The organism is Celeribacter sp., from assembly GCF_048261515.1.
In the GTDB taxonomy this organism is placed as follows: domain Bacteria; phylum Pseudomonadota; class Alphaproteobacteria; order Rhodobacterales; family Rhodobacteraceae; genus Celeribacter.
Map to the genome: position 1 here is coordinate 280,667 of NZ_JBLXFZ010000005.1, position 18,253 is coordinate 298,919.

At 59.8% G+C, this 18,253-nt stretch carries 19 protein-coding genes and 1 pseudogene; 9 read left to right on the forward strand and 11 right to left on the reverse strand.

What is annotated here, in order from left to right; all coding sequences use genetic code 11:
• Positions 1 to 40 precede the first annotated feature (40 nt).
• The 3 genes from ACN0SC_RS11240 to ACN0SC_RS11250 are packed head-to-tail and all read left to right on the forward strand — an operon-like array spanning position 41 to position 2,078.
• On the forward strand, positions 41 to 523 hold the full coding sequence (locus tag ACN0SC_RS11240) for a transcriptional repressor (protein WP_417249773.1): 483 nt from the start codon (positions 41 to 43) through the stop codon (positions 521 to 523).
• The gene (gene znuC / locus ACN0SC_RS11245) at positions 520 to 1,284 is read left to right on the forward strand and encodes a zinc ABC transporter ATP-binding protein ZnuC (RefSeq protein WP_417249774.1); all 765 of its coding nucleotides are present in this window, start codon (positions 520 to 522) and stop codon (positions 1,282 to 1,284) included. Before ACN0SC_RS11240 ends, znuC begins: the two co-directional genes overlap by 4 nt.
• A complete protein-coding gene (locus ACN0SC_RS11250; protein ID WP_417249775.1) occupies positions 1,281 to 2,078 on the forward strand; it encodes a metal ABC transporter permease in 798 nt (265 codons plus the stop codon). Before znuC ends, ACN0SC_RS11250 begins: the two co-directional genes overlap by 4 nt.
• Here the strand turns inward: ACN0SC_RS11250 and ACN0SC_RS11255 are convergent.
• The 7 genes from ACN0SC_RS11255 to ACN0SC_RS11285 all read right to left on the reverse strand — a co-directional run bounded on the left by ACN0SC_RS11255 (position 2,075) and on the right by ACN0SC_RS11285 (position 9,614).
• Positions 2,075 to 3,538: a mannitol dehydrogenase family protein gene (locus ACN0SC_RS11255; RefSeq protein WP_417249776.1), complete on the reverse strand. Its 1,464-nt coding sequence runs from the start codon at positions 3,536 to 3,538 to the stop codon at positions 2,075 to 2,077. The two genes, ACN0SC_RS11250 and ACN0SC_RS11255, sit on opposite strands and share 4 nt — an antisense overlap.
• A 90-nt stretch (positions 3,539 to 3,628) precedes the next feature.
• Positions 3,629 to 4,633 (reverse strand): ABC transporter ATP-binding protein, encoded by a 1,005-nt coding sequence (locus ACN0SC_RS11260; RefSeq protein WP_417249777.1) that lies wholly within the window; start codon positions 4,631 to 4,633, stop codon positions 3,629 to 3,631.
• Between the two features lie 12 nt (positions 4,634 to 4,645).
• Positions 4,646 to 5,476 (reverse strand): carbohydrate ABC transporter permease, encoded by an 831-nt coding sequence (locus tag ACN0SC_RS11265; protein ID WP_417249778.1) that lies wholly within the window; start codon positions 5,474 to 5,476, stop codon positions 4,646 to 4,648.
• Between the two features lie 12 nt (positions 5,477 to 5,488).
• Positions 5,489 to 6,355, reverse strand: coding sequence for a carbohydrate ABC transporter permease (locus ACN0SC_RS11270; protein WP_417249779.1), 867 nt, complete (start codon positions 6,353 to 6,355; stop codon positions 5,489 to 5,491).
• Positions 6,356 to 6,532: 177 nt separating this feature from the next.
• Complete coding sequence (locus tag ACN0SC_RS11275) at positions 6,533 to 7,837, reverse strand: ABC transporter substrate-binding protein (protein ID WP_417249780.1); 1,305 nt, start codon at positions 7,835 to 7,837, stop codon at positions 6,533 to 6,535.
• Between the two features lie 116 nt (positions 7,838 to 7,953).
• Positions 7,954 to 8,910, reverse strand: coding sequence for a sugar-binding transcriptional regulator (locus tag ACN0SC_RS11280; protein ID WP_417249781.1), 957 nt, complete (start codon positions 8,908 to 8,910; stop codon positions 7,954 to 7,956).
• Complete coding sequence (locus ACN0SC_RS11285; protein WP_417249782.1) at positions 8,907 to 9,614, reverse strand: HAD family hydrolase; 708 nt, start codon at positions 9,612 to 9,614, stop codon at positions 8,907 to 8,909. The genes ACN0SC_RS11280 and ACN0SC_RS11285 overlap by 4 nt, the downstream gene beginning before the upstream one ends.
• Positions 9,615 to 9,748: 134 nt before the next feature.
• On the opposite strand from ACN0SC_RS11285, the gene ACN0SC_RS11290 reads away from it, so the two are divergent.
• Complete coding sequence (locus tag ACN0SC_RS11290) at positions 9,749 to 10,960, forward strand: NAD(P)/FAD-dependent oxidoreductase (RefSeq protein WP_417249783.1); 1,212 nt, start codon at positions 9,749 to 9,751, stop codon at positions 10,958 to 10,960.
• Here the strand turns inward: ACN0SC_RS11290 and ACN0SC_RS11295 are convergent.
• The 4 genes from ACN0SC_RS11295 to ACN0SC_RS11310 all read right to left on the reverse strand — a co-directional run bounded on the left by ACN0SC_RS11295 (position 10,926) and on the right by ACN0SC_RS11310 (position 14,140).
• Positions 10,926 to 11,867, reverse strand: coding sequence for an NAD(P)-dependent oxidoreductase (locus ACN0SC_RS11295; protein WP_417249784.1), 942 nt, complete (start codon positions 11,865 to 11,867; stop codon positions 10,926 to 10,928). The genes ACN0SC_RS11290 and ACN0SC_RS11295 overlap by 35 nt on opposite strands.
• 51 nt (positions 11,868 to 11,918) lie before the next feature.
• On the reverse strand, positions 11,919 to 12,860 hold the full coding sequence (locus ACN0SC_RS11300) for a glycosyl transferase family protein (RefSeq protein ID WP_417249785.1): 942 nt from the start codon (positions 12,858 to 12,860) through the stop codon (positions 11,919 to 11,921).
• Positions 12,857 to 13,009 (reverse strand): hypothetical protein, encoded by a 153-nt coding sequence (locus ACN0SC_RS11305; RefSeq protein WP_417249786.1) that lies wholly within the window; start codon positions 13,007 to 13,009, stop codon positions 12,857 to 12,859. The genes ACN0SC_RS11300 and ACN0SC_RS11305 overlap by 4 nt, the downstream gene beginning before the upstream one ends.
• A gap of 96 nt (positions 13,010 to 13,105) precedes the next feature.
• Positions 13,106 to 14,140 carry a LacI family DNA-binding transcriptional regulator gene (locus ACN0SC_RS11310; protein ID WP_417249787.1) on the reverse strand — a complete coding sequence of 345 codons (1,035 nt, stop codon included), beginning with the start codon at positions 14,138 to 14,140 and terminating at the stop codon, positions 13,106 to 13,108.
• Positions 14,141 to 14,288: 148 nt separating this feature from the next.
• On the opposite strand from ACN0SC_RS11310, the gene ACN0SC_RS11315 reads away from it, so the two are divergent.
• From ACN0SC_RS11315 to ACN0SC_RS11335, 5 genes and pseudogenes are all read left to right on the forward strand, one after another.
• Entirely contained in the window at positions 14,289 to 14,726 is a 438-nt protein-coding gene (locus tag ACN0SC_RS11315) for an ATP-binding cassette domain-containing protein (protein ID WP_417249788.1), read from the forward strand.
• Positions 14,727 to 14,813: 87 nt separating this feature from the next.
• Positions 14,814 to 15,821, forward strand: a complete 1,008-nt coding sequence (locus ACN0SC_RS11320; protein ID WP_417249789.1) for an ATP-binding cassette domain-containing protein — start codon at positions 14,814 to 14,816, stop codon at positions 15,819 to 15,821.
• A 193-nt stretch (positions 15,822 to 16,014) separates the two neighbouring features.
• Positions 16,015 to 16,866: pseudogene (locus ACN0SC_RS11325) on the forward strand (ABC transporter permease).
• Between the two features lie 57 nt (positions 16,867 to 16,923).
• Positions 16,924 to 17,184, forward strand: a complete 261-nt coding sequence (locus ACN0SC_RS11330; protein ID WP_417249790.1) for a hypothetical protein — start codon at positions 16,924 to 16,926, stop codon at positions 17,182 to 17,184.
• Positions 17,169 to 17,852 (forward strand): substrate-binding domain-containing protein, encoded by a 684-nt coding sequence (locus ACN0SC_RS11335; protein WP_417249798.1) that lies wholly within the window; start codon positions 17,169 to 17,171, stop codon positions 17,850 to 17,852. The genes ACN0SC_RS11330 and ACN0SC_RS11335 overlap by 16 nt, the downstream gene beginning before the upstream one ends.
• Positions 17,853 to 18,253: the final 401 nt, after the last annotated feature.

The window sequence follows — 18,253 nt, forward strand, 5'->3', positions numbered from 1 at the left end:
TATAGGGAATTGCAAAGCCGTTACCCATCTGGAGAACCCCATGCCCACCGTCGGATTCGCCCAACACGACCACAACCACTGCGTTCAGGACACGGTCACGCAGGTTGAGAAGATGTGCACGGATCATGGGTTGAACCTGACCCCCGTCCGCAAAAAGGCACTCGAAATCCTGTTGGAAGAACACCGTGCGCTCGGCGCTTACGATGTATTGGAGCGGCTACACGACGCGGGGTTCGGCTCGCAACCGCCCGTCGCCTATCGTGCGCTCGACTTCCTGACCCGAAACGGCTTTGCGCATAAGGTAGAGCGGCTCAACGCATTTATCGCTTGCACCCATCCCGACGAGTGCCATACACCCGCCTTCCTGATTTGCAGACTTTGCGGAACAGTGGCCGAAGCGGGAACCGATATCGAAACAGGCCGCTTCGCTACCTTGGCGGAGACCACGGGCTTTACTATCGAAAAGGCCGTGATCGAGATCGAGGGGCGCTGCCCGAGCTGCACCTGCGAGGAAACGGCATGAGCCTCATCACACTGAAAAACATCTCGGTAACTCTTGGTCGGCGGGAGGTGCTGCATGACATTTCCCTCCACATTGATCGCGGTGAAATTCTCACAATTGTAGGCCCGAACGGCTCGGGAAAATCCACCCTTCTGCGCACCGTCATCGGGGCGATCAAGCCAACGCGGGGCCAAATAGAACACGCACCTGATTTGCGGATCGGCTATGTGCCGCAGAGGTTGCATATCGACCCGACTCTGCCCCTCACTGTAAAGCGGTTCATGAGCCTGCCCAAACGCGTGGACCACGCCACCATCCATGCCGCGCTTGATCGCGCGGGCGCGGGGCACCTGTGCTATCACCGCATGACGGATCTTTCGGGCGGCCAGTTCCAGCGCGTCCTTCTGGCGCGCGCACTTCTGTGCCGTCCCGACCTGCTCATTCTCGACGAGGCGACTCAGGGCCTCGATCAAGCGGGATCTGCGGATTTTTACGACCAGATCGAAGAGGTTCGTCGAGATACAGGCGCCGCCATCCTGATGGTCAGCCACGAGTTGCACGTTGTCATGGCGGCCTCTGATCGGGTGGTCTGCCTCAACGGACACGTTTGCTGCCAAGGCGCGCCAGAGCATGTCGCCTCCGCACCCGAGTACCGCGCCCTGTTCGGTAGAGGGACGCATGGCGCATTGGCACTGTACCGCCACCAGCACAGTCACACACACCACCACGACCCGAACAACCTCGAGCACGACCAACACGACGACACGGGAGATGCGGCATGAGCCTTCTCGACGACTTTCTGACGCGCGCCATTCTTGCAGGGCTCGGCGTTGTCCTCGCCGCGGCGCCACTTGGCTGCTTCGTTGTGTGGCGGCGCATGGCATATTTCGGCGACGCGACGGCCCATGCGGCCATGCTCGGTGTGGCCCTCGCCCTGACCTTCAATATCTCGGTCATTGCGGGTGTTTTGGCGGTTTCATTTATCATGGCTCTGACCGTGTCCCTACTCGACGGGCGCGGGTTGGCAATCGACACGCTACTCGGCGTCATGGCGCATTCGTCGCTGGCGATCGGACTGGTCGCAGTTTCCTTTATCCAAGGGGCACGCGTCGACCTGAACGCCTACCTCTTTGGCGACATTCTGGCCGTGAACCGAACCGATGTGGCGGTGATCTGGGGTGGGGCGGCACTGGTTCTGGCTCTGCTCGCATGGCGGTGGCAGGCGCTCCTGACCGCCACGCTGAACCCCGACCTGGCCGCCTCGGCAGGCATATCCCCCCTGCGCGAGCAGGTGGGCCTATCCATTGCGCTCGCGCTTGTAGTCGGCACCGCGATCAAGGTCGTCGGTGTGCTGCTGATCGTTGCGCTCCTGCTCATCCCTGCCGCCGCCGCGCGCCCCTTTGCCCGCTCCCCCGAAGCGATGGCACTGATCGCGCTCGGGGTGGGCGCTCTGTCAGTGACCGGCGGGATCGGCGCGGCCTATCAGTTCGACACGCCTACGGGGCCCACGATCGTGAGCACGGCTGCCGTGATTTTCGCAGTAGTTTCCTTGGCCCGCGTTCTGCGTCGCGCTTAGGCGATGTAGGCTTTGATCGCGGCCTCGACACCCTCGGCATAGATCAGCGTCAGCCATTTGGAGAAGGGCGCAGCGAAACCTGCGTCCTCAGCCAGATCCCCATAGACATGACGCATCGACAGCCACGCGGCGGGGTCGGATTTCGCCCGTTGCGCAAGTGCAGTCAGATCGTCCCAAAACGGATCGTTTGGTGCGACCTCGGAACCATCTTCACGCGTGCCGAGACAATAGCGCGCCCATATTGCGGAACACAACGCCACCCCCTCGACCGGACGTCCCGCCGCGAGGCTCTCGCGCGCGGAGGGAATGAGGAACCCCGGTTGGCGCGACGACCCGTCAAAGGCCACACGCCGTGTGGTGTCGACAATCTTCGGATTGGCAAACCGCGTGGCGATCAGGGAGACATATTCCTCGGGAGTGAACTCGGGCACGGGCGCGACATTGGGCATGATCTCCTCGCGCTCCACCTTGTCAAAGAGCGCCGCGATCAACGGATGCTCCATACAGCCCGCGATAGTTTCGACACCAAGCACCTCACCCGCCGTCGACACCACCTGATGTCCGCCGTTGAGGATTCGGATTTTCATCATCTCGTAGGCATGCACGTCATCACTGAACGTCGCGCCCACACGATCCCAGTCGGGGCGACCCGCGCAGAAGTCATCCTCGATCACCCATTGGCGGAAATTCTCGTGGGTGACAGGCACCTGATCCTCAACACCAAGGTCGGAGGCGATCTCTAGCTCGCGCGGCCCCGTGGCGGGCACGATGCAATCCACCATCGAGTTCGGGAACGAGCAATTTACGTCGATCCATGCGGCGAGATCGGGGTCGGACATGCCTGCAAGCGTCACGACGGTCTGACGCAAGATCGCGCCGTTGCCCTGAATGTTGTCGCAGGATTGCCCTGTGAAGGGACCAACACCACGATCTCGACGGAGCTTAAGGGCTGCAACCATCGCGCCGAATGCGGTGCGCGGGCGTTCGGGGTGTGTCGCATCGTGGATGATATCAGGGTGGCTCTGATCGAACCTCTGCGTGGCAGGGTCGATAAAATATCCTCCCTCCGTCACAGTCAGCGCTACGATACGGATATCGGGTTGCGCAATCCGCTCAATGAGCGGACCGTTGCCCTCCTCGACAGGCACGTAGTCAATCATCGAGCCTGTGACCTCTGCAGAACTGCTCGCGGGGTCCAACTCGATAAGCGTGGTGAGATAGTCCTGCGCCGCCATCTTCTTGCGCATGGTTTCGTCGTAGGGCCGCACACCTGCTCCGACAATCGCCCAGTCCTGCGCCGCTCCCTGCTCCATCAGACGGTGCAGATACCAAGCCTGATGCGCACGGTGGAAGTTACCCAGACCGATATGCACAATCCCCGCGCTCAACGAGGAGCGGTCATAGGTGGGGCGCTTGATCTGATCAGGAAGTGCCGCGAGTGTGGCGTTGGAAAGCTTCATACCCGTATGTCCATTTCTCGCGGGAAGATCGCAGTTGCCGCCGCGCGTGCCTGAGCGCACGTCCCGCATTTCTTGTTATTCTTGACGTCCTCAGGCGATCCGAAGTCCGTCCGCGCCAAAGCGGTGCAGATGCTTCTCATCGGGGGTGAGGTAGACAGTATCGCCATAGGTCATTTGAACCTCGCCACCAGCCCGCACGGTAAGCGGCTCGTCAACACCCTCAAGCGCAACGTGGAAGAAGGTGTCGGACCCGAGATGCTCTGAGACACCAACGGTGCCTTTCCAAGCGCCCTCCTTGGCGTCAATGTTCAGGTGCTCGGGACGGATGCCGATGGTGGCTACGCCATATTTCGCAGAAATCGCGCCGCCGAGGAGGTTCATTTTCGGCGATCCGATAAAGCCAGCGACGAAGAGGTTGCGCGGTGTGCGGTAGAGTTCCAGCGGACTGCCGACCTGTTCGATCACACCCGCGCGCAACACAACAATCTTGTCCGCCATGGTCATGGCTTCCACCTGATCGTGGGTCACATAGATCATCGTGGTATCAAGGCGCTTGTGCAGCTCGGAAATCTCCAGACGCATCCCCACACGCAGTGCGGCGTCAAGGTTGGACAGCGGCTCGTCAAAGAGGAAGGCCGCAGGCTCACGCACAATGGCACGGCCGATCGCAACACGCTGGCGCTGTCCGCCAGAAAGCTGACCGGGACGGCGGTCGAGATAGTCGGTAAGGTTCAGAGCCTTGGCCGCGCTTTCGATACGGCGGTCTTGCTCTTCTTTCGGGATGCCCGCCATCTTCATCGGGAAGGCAATGTTCTTGCGCACGGACATGTGCGGGTAGAGCGCGTAGCTCTGGAACACCATCGCCAACCCACGCTTTGCGGGCGGTGCCATGGTTGCGTCCTCACCGTCGATGCGAATCTGGCCGCCCGACACATCCTCAAGCCCCGCAATCAGGCGCAAAAGGGTAGACTTACCGCAGCCCGAGGGGCCGACGAAGACAACGAATTCCCCGTCATCGATTGTCAGGTCCAGCGGCGGAATAACTTCGACATCGCCGAAGGCTTTACTCACCTTGTCAAGTGTGATGCGTCCCATGGGTAATCCCTCTTATTTCACCGCGCCGAAGGTCAGGCCTCGGACGAGTTGTTTTTGACTGAACCAGCCCATGATGAGGATCGGAGCGATCGCCATCGTGGAGGCTGCGGAAAGTTTGGCGTAGAACAGGCCTTCAGGGCTGGAGTAGCTGGCGATAAACGCGGTCAGCGGAGCCGCATCAATGGTCGTCAGGTTGAGTGTCCAGAAAGCTTCGTTCCACGCGAGAATGATGTTGAGCAGCATGGTGGATGCGATCCCAGGCACCGCCATCGGCGTGAGCACATAGAGGATCTCGTTGCGCAGGTTCGCCCCGTCCATCCGCGCCGCCTCAAGGATCTCACCTGGGATTTCCTTGAAGTAGGTGTAGAGCATCCAGATGATGATCGGCAGGTTGATGAGCGTCAGCACCCCGATCAACAGGACATAGCTGTCGTAGATATTGAACGTCCGCGCGATCAGCACGATTGGAAAGAGGACGCCGACGGCGGGCAGCATCTTGGTCGAGAGCATCCACATCAGCACGTCTTTGGTCCGACGTCCCGGCACGAAGGCCATAGCCCATGCGGCAGGCACGGCAATGATCAGGCCGATGATGGTCGACCCGACCGAAAGCACCACCGAGTTCCACAGGAAACGCCCGTAGTCGGACCGCTCTTGCACGACCGTGTAGTTTTCCAGCGTCCAGTCGAAGAACAGGAAGACGGGCGGATCGGCGATGGCTGTGGCCTCGGTTTTGAACGAGGTCAGAATGATCCAGAGGATCGGGAAGAAGATGAGCAAGGCCACACCCCACGCGACTGCGGTGTTGAAGGCTTTCTTCTGATGCGAGACTGCACGCGTCATAGTGTGTCCTCCTTAGGAGTCGAGGCTTTTGCCAACGATGCGCATCAAGAAGAGCGCGATGATGTTTGCGAGAATGACAGCGAAGATACCGCCTGCGGAGCCGAGGCCGATGTTCTGGCTCTCGATCACCCTCTGGAAGATGAGATAGGTTAGGGTTCGGGTGCCGAAGGCGCCGCCCGTGGTCACGAAAATCTCCGCAAAGATCGACAACAGGAAGATGGTTTCGATCAGGATCACAACCGTGATGGCACGGCTCAGGTGCGGCAGAATGATGTAGATGAACCGTGAGCGCGCGGGCGCACCATCCATCTCTGCAGCCTCCAGTTGTTCACTGTCAAGCGACTGGATCGCGGTGAACAGGATCAAGGTTGCAAAGGGCAGCCACTGCCAAGACACGATAAAGATGATGGAGAAGAGCGGCGCTTGGCTCAACCAGTCCACGGGCTGCGCGCCGAAGAATTTCCAAAGGTGCGCGAAAAGGCCGTTCACGGGGTTCATGAACATGTTCTTCCACACCAGCGCAGAAACCGTGGGCATAACGAAGAAAGGCGCGATCACCAGAATGCGCACCATCCCCTGCCCCCACATCGGGCGATCAAGCAGAAGCGACAGCGCAACCCCGCCCACGACCGTCACGGCCAGAATGCCTCCGACCATGGCGAGCGTCACAGAAACGGCGTCCCAGAACGACCCCGACGACATGAACCGCGCGTAGTTGTCAAACCCGACGCAGCAATCGAAGACACCGCGCATGGGGCGGTAGTCCATGAAGGAGAAGTAAAGCGTCATCCCCAGTGGCACGATCATCCACAGGAACAACACAATAACTGCGGGCATGACCATCAGGCGGGCCGCGGATCTCGAATGTTGGGTCGCCATGTCGGGCTCCTTGGGTAGCTCGGAATAAGATCGGCTGTCACCGGTCCAGAGACAAAGGATGCGCTGATCCTTCGCGTCGAGACCCCGCTAATGATGCGGAACGGGCTTGGCTTGTGTCTTGTCGTCGGAAGTATCGGGGACCGCGTGCACGGTCCCCGACGTCGAGCCTAGGGAGGCTTATTTGTAGCCAGCGGCTTCCATTTCCTCGTTGGTCAACTCTTGCGCCTTTTCGAGGGCTTCCTCGGCGGTTTGCTGACCTGCGAGAGCGGCGGAGAACTCCTGACCGACCTGCGTTGCAATCCCTGCAAACTCGGGGATCGCAGCGAACTGGACACCAACGTATGGCACCGGATCAATCGTCGGATTGTTCGGATCAGCCGAGAGGATGCTTTCGAGCGTCATCTTGGCAAAGGGGATGTCCTTGTAGTTCTCGTTCTCATAGAGCGAGATACGCGCACCAGGAGGAACGTTGGCCCAGCCTTCTTTCTCTGCAACCAGTTCGATGTAGGCTTTCGAGGTTGCCCATTCGACGAATTGCTTGGCCGCATCTTCCTTCTGCGTGCCTGCGGGGATCGCAAGCGCCCATGCCCACAGCCAGTTGCTGCGTTTTCCAAGGCCCGCGTCAGGTGCCAGCGCGAAGCCGACCTTGTCTGCCACGGTCGAGTCATCGGGGTTGGTCACGAAGGACGCTGCAACCGTTGCGTCGATCCACATGCCGCATTTACCTTGCTGGAACAGCGCGAGGTTCTCGTTGAACCCGTTGTTGGCCGCACCTGGAGGGCCTGCATCGTTCAACAGGTCAATGTAGAAGTTGAGCGTGTTGGCCCATGCGTCGGAGTCGAATTGCGGGTTCCAGTCCTCGTCGAACCAGCGTGCGCCGAAGGCATTAGACGTTGCAGTGAGGAACGCCACGTTTTCGCCCCAGCCCGCTTTACCGCGCAGACAGATGCCGTAGATTTCCGCATCCCGGTCGGTCATCGCGCGCGCCGCTTCCGCCACGAAGTCCCAAGTCGGTGCATCGGGCATTTCAAGGCCAGCTGCTTCCATAAGATCTGTGCGATACATGATCATCGAGCTTTCGCCGTAGAAAGGCGCTGCATAGAGCGTACCATCCACGGACAGACCGCCGCGCATTGCGGGCAAGATGTCGTCTACGTCATATTCTTCGGAAAGATCGTCGAGCGGCACGAGCCAGTCGTTGGCACCCCAGATCGGTGTTTCATACATGCCGATGGTCATGATGTCGAACTGACCGCCCTTGGTGGAAATGTCCGTCGTCACGCGCTGGCGCAAGACGTTTTCCTCAAGAGTTACCCACTCGACTTCGTGGCCTGTTTTCGCGGTGAAATCATCGGTCAGACCCTGCATGCGGATCATGTCACCGTTGTTCACGGTGGCGATGGTGATGGTGTCGGCATAGGCGGTTGCGGCAATAGCCGTCACTGCCGTTGCACCCAATAGGGCGCGGAACGTTTTGGTCATGGTTTCCTCCCAGTCATGAATGAGCATTTGCTCACCTCATGGGCAAATATTCAACCAATCCCATGATTCTTGTCAAGCTGCTTCTACCAAAGCAGTTTGGGGAATTCGGGTTTTGGTTATTTTAGAAGGGCTTGGGCCGTCCGCTCGTCAGTGACCAAGTCGGACATCAGGCCGCCACCAAGCGCGGCGCGGAGCGCGGGAATCTTTTTCTCACCTCCGCCAATGCACATCACACGCATTGCCGAGACACTCGGAAAGACCCCGACCATCCGGTGATTGAGCGGGTGATCGATCAGCACGCCGTCGGCGTCGAAGACATGCCCGCAAATCTCGCCAGCTGCCCCCGCACGTTGAAGTTCCAACAGTTCAGGTTCGGAAATGAACCCGTCGACAAACAGCGGCGCATCGGCACCCATTTGCCCGATCCCGACCAACGCGACATCGGCATGTTCAGCCAGAGCGCGGGCGGATTTAACATGCGGCAGAGAACGATAGAGCGCCATTTCCTCGTCCGTGCGTGCCACCACGGGAGCCGACATCGGATAGTATGTCGCCCCCACCTTTTCGGCGAGCTTCATGATAACTTCGTAAAAAGAGGCCGAGCCATCTGGCGACACGTTCCCGATGAGCGAAACCAACTTGTGATGCGCCCCATCGACCGCCTGCATCTGGTCCACGATGGTGTTGAGCGTCCGCCCCGTGCCAAGCGCAAAGACCTGCGGCACCTCTTCACTGACCAGCTTTTCGAAAAGCGGCGCTGTGAAGGTCGCCAGTCCGTGCGTCGGGTCGGCTGTTGCTCCGAGCGCTGGCGCAACACGCACCGAATTCAACTCGTATCGGCGCTTCAGACGACGTTCGAGTTCGAGGCAATCGGCAAGTGGATGATCTATACGGATACGGATCAGCCCTTCGGCAGCAGCCCGCGCCACCAACCTTTGGGCTCGTTGGCGCGAAATGCCGAGCTCGACAGCGATCTGGTCTTGCGTCATGCCACCGACATGCGACAGCCACGCCGCGCGCGCCGCCAATGCCCGCGCGGATCGATCACCATCCTCGCCACTGTCCTTGCTCATGCCTCACAGCCTTTCTTTTCAATCTGTGGTGCAATCTGGAAGAATTCCTCAAAACTTGCAAACGTCCGATGAGGCTCGGCAGATGGATCGCGCGGATAGTCCATGCCCGAGAGGTGGCTCCCTCCGACAAAGCGCCAGACCTGCATCCCTGCCGCCAGACCCGCCCGCACGCCCGCCAGAGAATCCTCAATCACGAGACACCGCTCGGGAGGAACGCCCGCATTCGCAGCAACATATTCGAACAGATCAGGCGCAGGTTTGCCCCGTTTCACCTCGCTCGCCGTGTTGGCCCGGCCCGAAAACAGATCGGTATAGCCGACGACACCAAGCGAATTTTCCAACCGAGCGGGACTGGAACTCGTCGCCAGACAATAAGGCACAGCCAATCTCTCGATCACATCACGCACATGCGGCATCGGCGTCAGGCCTGCTTCGAATGCCGCGATCAGCCGCGCGCGATAGTCCTCCTCGAAACCGTCCGGCAGGACCACACCGAACTCATCGCGGATTTGCTGCATCACTACGGGATAGCTGCGGCCGAGGAAGTGCCGCGCAACATATGCGTTGTCGATCTCGACACCATAGCCCACCAGTTCATCGATGAGCATGTTGGCCGAAATCACCTCGCTGTCCACTACGACCCCGTCGAAATCAAAAATGATGAGGTCAATAGCAGTCATCGCCAGCCCTTTCGAAAAACGCATTGAATCCGCCTCGTTATGCGTCAGAACGCCCACCATTCCAACCGCCGATTGAGCAGTGCCACACGCACCATCTCGCCAAGTGCGTGCCGCCTGCGTATAAGCGCGTTCGGATGTTAATAGTTTGCGGTGACGGAATGCCAAGCGAGACAGTGACCTGTGATGTGTTGATTGTGGGCGGCGGCCCGGCTGGTCTGGCCACGGCGCAAACGCTTGCGCCCCACGCCCGTGTGCTCGTCGTGCATCAAGACCGCGAGATCGGACGCCCTGTGCGGACCAGTGGCGGCACCTTCGTGGACGATATGGAGGCGCTCGGTGTCCCGCCCCATCTCTACAACACCATCAACACACTCGATATTCGCTCCGATAACGCCCGCTCTCTCCACCACCTCACCCGCCGCAAACTCGCAGTTCTCGACATCACCGCGACCTATCAATGGCTCGCCGATGACGCGCGCGCGGCGGGAGCCACCATTCTGACGGGCACGAAATTCATCACCACACACGAGACCGCCGAGGGTTACGAAAGTGAGATCCGCGCCCTCGGGGCAAAAGACACCCAAACCGTTCGCTCCCGTTACATCGTCGACGCATCGGGCACCCCGCACGCAGTGCTGACCGCTCTTGGCATAGACACGCGCCCCGAACGCACAGGGGTTGGGATCGAGCGTGAGTTCGAGATCATCTCTGCACCGAAAGACCGCGCGGTTCTCTTCGTCGGTGGCGATGTGCGCGCGGGTTACGGGTGGATTTTCCCCGCACCCAACAACCATATCCGCATCGGCGTCGGCATCATCCAGCCCGACCACGACATCTCTCCGCGCGAGGTCTACGACACGGTTGTAACCCCCGAATTCCTCCGCGCCCACGACCTTGAGCTTGGCCCGCTGGTTCAGACCAATGCAGGCGTTATCCCTTCCGTTCCCTACGCGCCAACGCTGCTCCACGGAAATGTCATTCGCGTCGGCGACACGGCCAACTTCGCCACGCCGACGGTCGGCGAAGGCATTCGGTTCGCGATCAAATACGGGAGGGTTCTGGGCGCAGCTCTGGCCGACACACTTGCTACAGGACGCCGCACACCGCTGGAACGGTACGAGCGTGAATGCCGTAAAGCCTTTGGGAAAAACTACCGCATCGGCTTCGCCGCAAACCGCCGCATTGCCACCTATGACGCAGCCCAATGGGACAAGAGCGTGGCCCGCATTGCGCGGCTGAACGAGGACGAGGTACTCGATCTGATCCGCAGCGAGTTCCCCTTGCGCTCACTCGCCCGCACGATCGTCCGTCAGGGAATGTGGAAAGCGTCGCGAGTCATTCGGACACGACTGGCAAAACCTCAACTGTGATCCCAGCCGCGCGCGCTTCCGCCTCATGCGCGGGTGTGGGAACTGTTTGCAACCAAACAACGGACTGCCCCTCTTGTGCTGCTGCCAGAACCATCGCAGCACCATCCGTGCCCAACAGCACCCGCTCCGCATCGCGCCGAGCAAGTTCGAGCGCGTCGGTATTCACCGTGGCATCGTAGAAAATCACATCCGCGTTCTGAAGCCGCTCCACCGCGCGCAGGGTCAGCAAGTCGCGTTCGGGTGTAGCCATGGTGATGAAGCTCAACACACCCTCTCCCGCGGATGGCGGCGCGCCGCCCGCGTCGATGGCACCTTTTACCAGAGCAATCGCATCGCGCTCCCTGCCCCGCACCCACGCACGGCGCGGCGCATCCGCGAAGACCCAACGCCAGAACGCCCGCCGTCCCTCGCGTGGCACACGCTGCGCCACCGCGCCCCGCATCCGACCGGCAAAGGCAGCCAACCCGCCGAGGCTGGGATCAAGCAATTCCTCCACCCGTGTTTTGGTTTGGCGCGCGAGTACGGGTGCGGTTCCCTCGCTGCCGATGGCCACAACTAAAGGATCACGGTCAACGATTGAGGGAGTGATGATGTCACACAGGTGCGGCTGGTCCACGACATTAACGATGCACCCTGCTGCCTTCGCCAGTGCGTGATAGCTGGCATCCGCACCAGGACAACCCGTCGCAACAAAGACCAACACTGCATCGCCCAAAAGATCGGGGCGCATGGGCGATTGATCCCAGATCGCGCGCCCCTCGTCGACCACGGCCTTAAGCTCTGCATCGATTTCGGGGGCGAAAAGCACTATTTCCCCATCCGTTTTGAGCAGGAGCCGTGTCTTTTGCGCCGCCTGTTCGCCTCCTCCGATCACCGCGATACGGCGCTCGGTTGTGCGAAAAAACATCGGGAAACTTTTCATCGAAGGCCTTCCTCAATCGGCAGGATCACGCAGAAGCTAACCTCGGTCGTCCCAGAGATTGCGCGCGGTGTCCAGCGGATTTGCCACACCGAGCGCATCAAGTGCCAGCGCCGCCGTGCCAATCACCACGGCTTCCGCATAGCTGTCACGCTGTTCGCCCGACCACAGGCCCGCAAGTGTCGTTGTTGGGTCGGGCCCGTCATTCATCCGCGTTGCAACTTCAATCAGAGCGGGCTCGGTCTTCTCCCACGCCGCACCGCCACGCAGGCCGAAGGCAGCGACCGGCTTGGCGGGATTGCGCTCGAATTCCCCGCCGCCGCCCTTGATCACCGTCATCGCATCCCACCCCAAGAGCGCCGCCGCATCCGACTGGAGCAAGCGATAGGGGGGATGGAACACACCCTGCACACTCACCGGCGCGCGAGCGGGGTTGAACATGCGACAGACCGTGTTGACACAAGATCGCAGGTTGAACTTCGGTCTCAGGCCAAGCAGGTGGAAAAGGGCGGGTGAGATGGTCTCCAACGGGAGATAGGCAAGGTTGTCCGCATCAAGCAGCCGCCCCACTTCGGTTGGCGCTTCGGCAACGGGCACACCTGCGGGTGCCAGCCCGTCGCGCACCGCCCCGTCAATCCCGTTAAATCCGTGCATCAAAACGCGATGACCACTCGCCGCGACCAGACGCGCTGAGAGAAGAAACCACGGCAGACCCCGCGTGCGCCCTGCCGCATAGCTCGACCAATCCAGATCCACTGGCGGCAATTCTGGCAGGCTCTCTTGGGCAGCAGAGACAAAGCCCGCAATCTCCTGCGTCTCCTCGCCCTTCATCCGCAAGAGCATCAAAAGTGCGCCCACAGATTCAGGCGCGGCATCACCGGACAGCATTTCGGCCATCGCATCCCGCGCCTCGTCAAATGCCAATGAGCGCGAGCGCCCTGGCCCGCGCCCGAGCGTACGCACATGGCTGGCGAGTGTCATACAGCGACTTCCTTCCTGTCTCTCCACGCAAAATGCGCGGCGATCTCGGGGCGGCACGCGTCACTGTTGGTTTCCGCCTCAAGCGCATCCCCAACAGCCTCAACACCCGCAAGCCCCTGCGTTTCGAACTCCTGCAGGATAGTGGTCACGCCGACCTTGAAACAAGACCAAAGAAAAGGGGAAGCGCCGCGCGGCACCAACAGGACATGCAACGCCACCCTTACGCGACAAACAGGGAGGAGGCTTTAGCGATCAAAGCGCCCGTTCGGGGACGTCACCGAGCCGCGAAGGATCAGGTCTGGAGCAATCAACTCCTCGCGCGGCACCGACGCCCCGTCTTCGCCCTCGATCATTTTGAACAGGCGCTCGATTGCGGTCTTACCAATGATCGAGCGCGGTTGGCGGATCGTGGTGAGCGGTGGCGTGACGTAGGTCGCTTGCGGCACATCATCAAACCCTGTGACAGAGAAATCGAGCGGCACATTATAGCCACGCGCCGCCAAGGCATTGATAACGCCGATGGCAGTGCTGTCATTCACGCACATGAAGGCCGTGGGCAACTGGTCGCGCATGAAAAGTAGCTCGACCGCATGGCGACCGCTTTCGATCGACCCGTCCCCCTCGACAACCAGCCTGTCATCCATCGGCACCCGCGCGGCGTCCATCGCCAGATCGTAACCGTCGCGCCGCCGTTTGTAGGCAACGCGGGCCTGAGCATCCCCGACGAATGCAATCCGCCTATGTCCCGCAGCCAGAAGATGCTCGGTCGCCTTGCGCCCACCCGCTTTGTCATCGACGCCAACGTAAGGGTAGGCGGTGTTGCGGATCGGCTCGAAGGCCGCGACCGTAGGCGGCAGGGGCACTGCACTAATCAGATCCGTCTCGGGCAGGCGTCCCGTAAACAGGATCAGCCCCGCCGCTTTATGCGATGTCAGGTAGCGCAGGTAGTCGATGGCCCGTTCGGGATCGTTCTGCGTATGGCCGATCAAGATCGCATGTCCCATTGAGCGCGCCTGTGTTTCGATCCCGATGAGCGTCGACGTAAAATTCGGATCACCAATGTCAGGCGCGAGAACGAGAATGATGTTGGAACGGCCCATTCGGAGACTGCGAGCCATGGCATTGGTGGTGTAGCCCGTGACCAGAATGGCCTGATTGACCTTTTGACGCGTGGTCTTGGCGACCCGATCAGGCGAGTGAACGGCACGGCTAACGGTGGCAATCGACACCCCCGCGATGCGTGCAACGTCCTCAATCGTAGCCTGACCCTTCGGTGCCAAATGCGTCTCCTCCGACCAAATCTCCGCTCCACCGTGCAAAGCTCTTGGCAGAAAGCGCCTCCTGTGGCTAGTCTTGGCGTACGGATGTAAAGCTTTACATGGGTGATGAAAAGGTTTACCGACTTCCTCTACGGGAGTTGAGGAGCTCTTGGGAGGACTTATAAAAGACACAGCCGCCGACAGGCGTCCCGTGGTGCTTGCTGCGCGTGGGGTATCGAAATCAGTCGGCGAAGTTCCCGTGCTTTTCAGCATCGACTTCGACATTCGCGAGGGCGAAATCCACGCACTCATGGGGGAGAACGGCGCAGGAAAATCCACGCTGGAAAAAATCCTTTCAGGTTTTGAAGCTCCCACATCGGGCGAATTGATCCTTGATGGCGAGAACGTGGTCCTGCCCCCTGATGGCACGGCCGAGGCACTCGGCATGGTCCTGATCCACCAAGAGATGAACCTCGCCGAGCATCTTACCGTGACCGAATGTCTCTTTCTGGGACGGGAGATCACGCGGTTCGGACTTCTTGATCGCGCGGAAATGAGACGCCGCACGCGCAAGGCTCTCGATGAACTTGGTGCCTCGATCAACTAAAATGCCCTGATCTCTGACCTCACAAGCGCCGACAAACAGATGGTCGAAATCGCCAAGGCGATCAGCCGAAATCCGCGGGTGATTTTCATGGATGAACCCGCGGTCGTTCTGGCCCAAGACGAAGTGGCACGCCTGTTTGCCGAGGTCCGCAAGCTCCGCGACCAAAGCACCAGTTTCGTCTTCGTCTCGCATAAGCTCGGCGAGGTCATGGAACTGACCGACCGCGTGACCGTCCTGCGTGACGGGCAATGGGTGAAAACAGCGCCCACGAAGAATCTCGACGGAGAAACAATTGCGCAACTCATGGTCGGGCGCGAACTTTCCAGCCTCTACCCCACGAAGCGCGAACCCGATGTCGACGCCGATGTTGTCCTAACGGTGGACGGTGTTTCGACTGGTTTCGTTCGCAATGCGTCTTTCGAATTACGGCGCGGGGAGATCCTCGGATTTTCGGGCCTCATAGGCTCGGGGCGGACGGAATTGATGGAGGCTGTCGCGGGCCTGCACACGCGCACGAGCGGCACGGTTCACGTCAACGGAAAACCACTTCCGCCCGAGGACATGGACGCCTCCTCCGACGTGGGGCTGACCTACATGACCAAGGATCGCAAGGGAAAGGGCCTGATCCTCCACGACATGATGACCCCAAACCTGACTCTGCAATCACTGCACCTGCACGGTCGCCACGGTCTTGTCTCCCCAGCCAGCGAAGCCAAGGTCATGGAGCGCGCGAAACGACGCTTCGACATTCGCGTACGCGATCAATGGATCACTGTCGGTCGCATGTCTGGCGGCGACCAGCAAAAGCTCCTGCTCGCCAAGATCATGGAGATGGAGCCGCAGATTGTCATCATCGACGAACCGACCCGCGGGATCGACGTGAGCACCAAGCAACAGAACTACGAGTTCATTTCGGTGCTTGCCCACGAAGGGCACTCCGTCGTGATGATCTCCTCGGAGATGCCCGAGATTATCGGCATGTGCACGCGCGTCGCCGTGATGCGCGAGGGGGCCTTGGTCGAAATCCTCAACGGTGACGATGTGAACGAAAACCAAATCATGCGCGCGGCCGCTGGCCTGCGGCAGGCGAGTTGAGCGGCGAAAAGACCGCACCTACCTCAAGGGAGACAGACGTGGGCGACACCAAAACCGTAGACGGAAATCGGCAGCATCGGCATTCCAATCCCTAGACATGCGCGCCATGGCGCCCTTTGTGGCCCTGATACTCTTGCTGATCGTAGGGGCTTTGGTGAACCCGAATTTCATCAACCTCGCCAACCTCGCCAATGTGGCTACGCGTTCGACCTTTATCGCGATCATCGCTATCGGCGCGACCTTCGTCATATCGCCGGGCGACCTTGACCTGTCAGTCGGTTCTATGGTGGCCTTTGTCGCCTCGGTGATGATCCTGTTCATGAATTCGGGCATCATTGAAGACCCGCGGCTGATGGTGCTCGCCGCCATTGTCGTTGCCATTGTCCTCGGCGCGGCCTGTGGTTTCTTCAACGGCGCAGTGACGACTTGGGGTGGGATAGAACCCTTTATCGTTACTCTCGGCACCATGGGGATCTTTCGCGGCCTGACGACATGGCTGTCGTAGGGTGGCGCGATTACTCTGAGTTCCTTCGAACAGCAGGACATCTATCGCCCCGTCTACTTTGGACGCATCCTCGGCCTGCCCTTCCCGATCTGGATGACCCTCGCTATTACGGTCGTTGCCGCCATTATTATGTATCGCACCCGCTACGGTCGCCACGTGGTCGCCGTTGGATCGAACCGTGATGTCGCCCGCTATTCTGGGATCATGGCGGACCGCGTGCGGATGTATGCCTTCATCATTCAAGGTATCTGCGTTGCCATCGCGGTGGTGCTCTACGTTCCACGCCTTGGCTCCACTTCTGCCACCACCGGCATGATGTGGGAGCTACAAGCAATCACCGCCGTCGTCGTCGGAGGCACCGCGCTCAAGGGTGGCGCAGGACGTGTCTGGGGCACGATCTGCGGTGCATTCATTCTGGAGTTGGTCGGGAACATCATGCTGCTGTCCAACTTCATCTCCGAATATCTGATCGGCGCCATTCAAGGCACGATCATCATCAGTGCCATGCTGGTTCAGCGCTTGCTGTCACGGAAGGCATAGACAGACCGCAACGGGCGCCGGTCTCACGTAACGCGCCCGATCTAGGGAGGAAGTACAATGAAGAAATCACTTCTCGCTGCATTGCTCGCAACCGTGTCTTTCGCGGGTATCGCAACTGCCGATACAAAGATCGGGGTCTCCATCCCCGCTGCTGACCACGGCTGGACCGCAGGCGTCGTCTATCACGCAAACCGCGTGGCTGAGAAACTCGAAGCCGCCTATCCCGATCTCGACGTGATCGTGAGACCTCACCCGATCCAGGGTCGCAGGCAAACGCACTGCAAGACCTCGAAATTCAGGGCATCGACGCTCTTGTGATCCTGCCGACCGATCCCGACCCGTTGGTCAACGCAATCCGTCAGATCAAGAACAACGGCAAGTTCGTCGCCCTCGTAGACCGCGCGCCGTCGGTCAACGACAATTCCGTGCGCGACCTCTATGTTGCAGGGAACAACTTCGCTCTGGGTGAAGTGGCCGGCAAGTACATTGCCGAGCGCGATCCCGATGCGAAAGTCGTTGTCATCCGTGGCATGCCCATCCCCATCGACCAAGAACGTCAGGATGGTTTCGACGCGGGGATCGAAGGTTCGAACGTCAAAATCCTCGACCGCCAGTTCGGCAACTGGAACCGCGACGATGCGTTCCGCGTGATGCAGTACTACCTGACAAAATATGACAATATCGATGTGGTCTGGTGTCAGGATGACGACATGACTGTTGGGGTCCTTCAAGCCATCGAACAAGCACAGCGCGACGACATCAAATACATCATCGGCGGCGCCGGTTCCAAAGACATGATCAAACGAGTCATGGACGGCGATCCTATGATCCCCGTCGACGCGCTCTATCCGCCAGCAATGGTGAGTACGGTTCTTGAAATGACCGTGGCGGGCATCATGGAAAACGTTCCCGTATCGGGTGTTTACACGATCGACGCAACACCCGAAAACGCCGAGCATTACTACTTCCCTGACAGCCCGTACTAAGGCTGCGGTAACACTGACAAGACAGAGGGCGCTTTCGGGTGCCCTTTTTTACGGGCATTTGCGCTGAATGGCTGGGAACGGTTCATCAGAAAACTTTCAGTCCTCTATGCCCACAGATCGGCATTCTTGTTGCTGCTCCGCGACGAGGCCGTGGCGGGCTCAGCTGCGGATGAACTGCACAATCTGATCGACACGGTTGTTGTAAGCTGGGACGGGGATGCGGAGCATCACACGCTTGAACTACGCGGTAAGCTATTGGAGATGCTAAACACAACTAAGCCCGCCTTGGAGGCGGGCTTAGTAGCGAACGGTCATTCGCTAAAACTGGTTGCGGGAGTAGGATTTGAACCTACGACCTTCAGGTTATGAGCCTGACGAGCTACCGGGCTGCTCCATCCCGC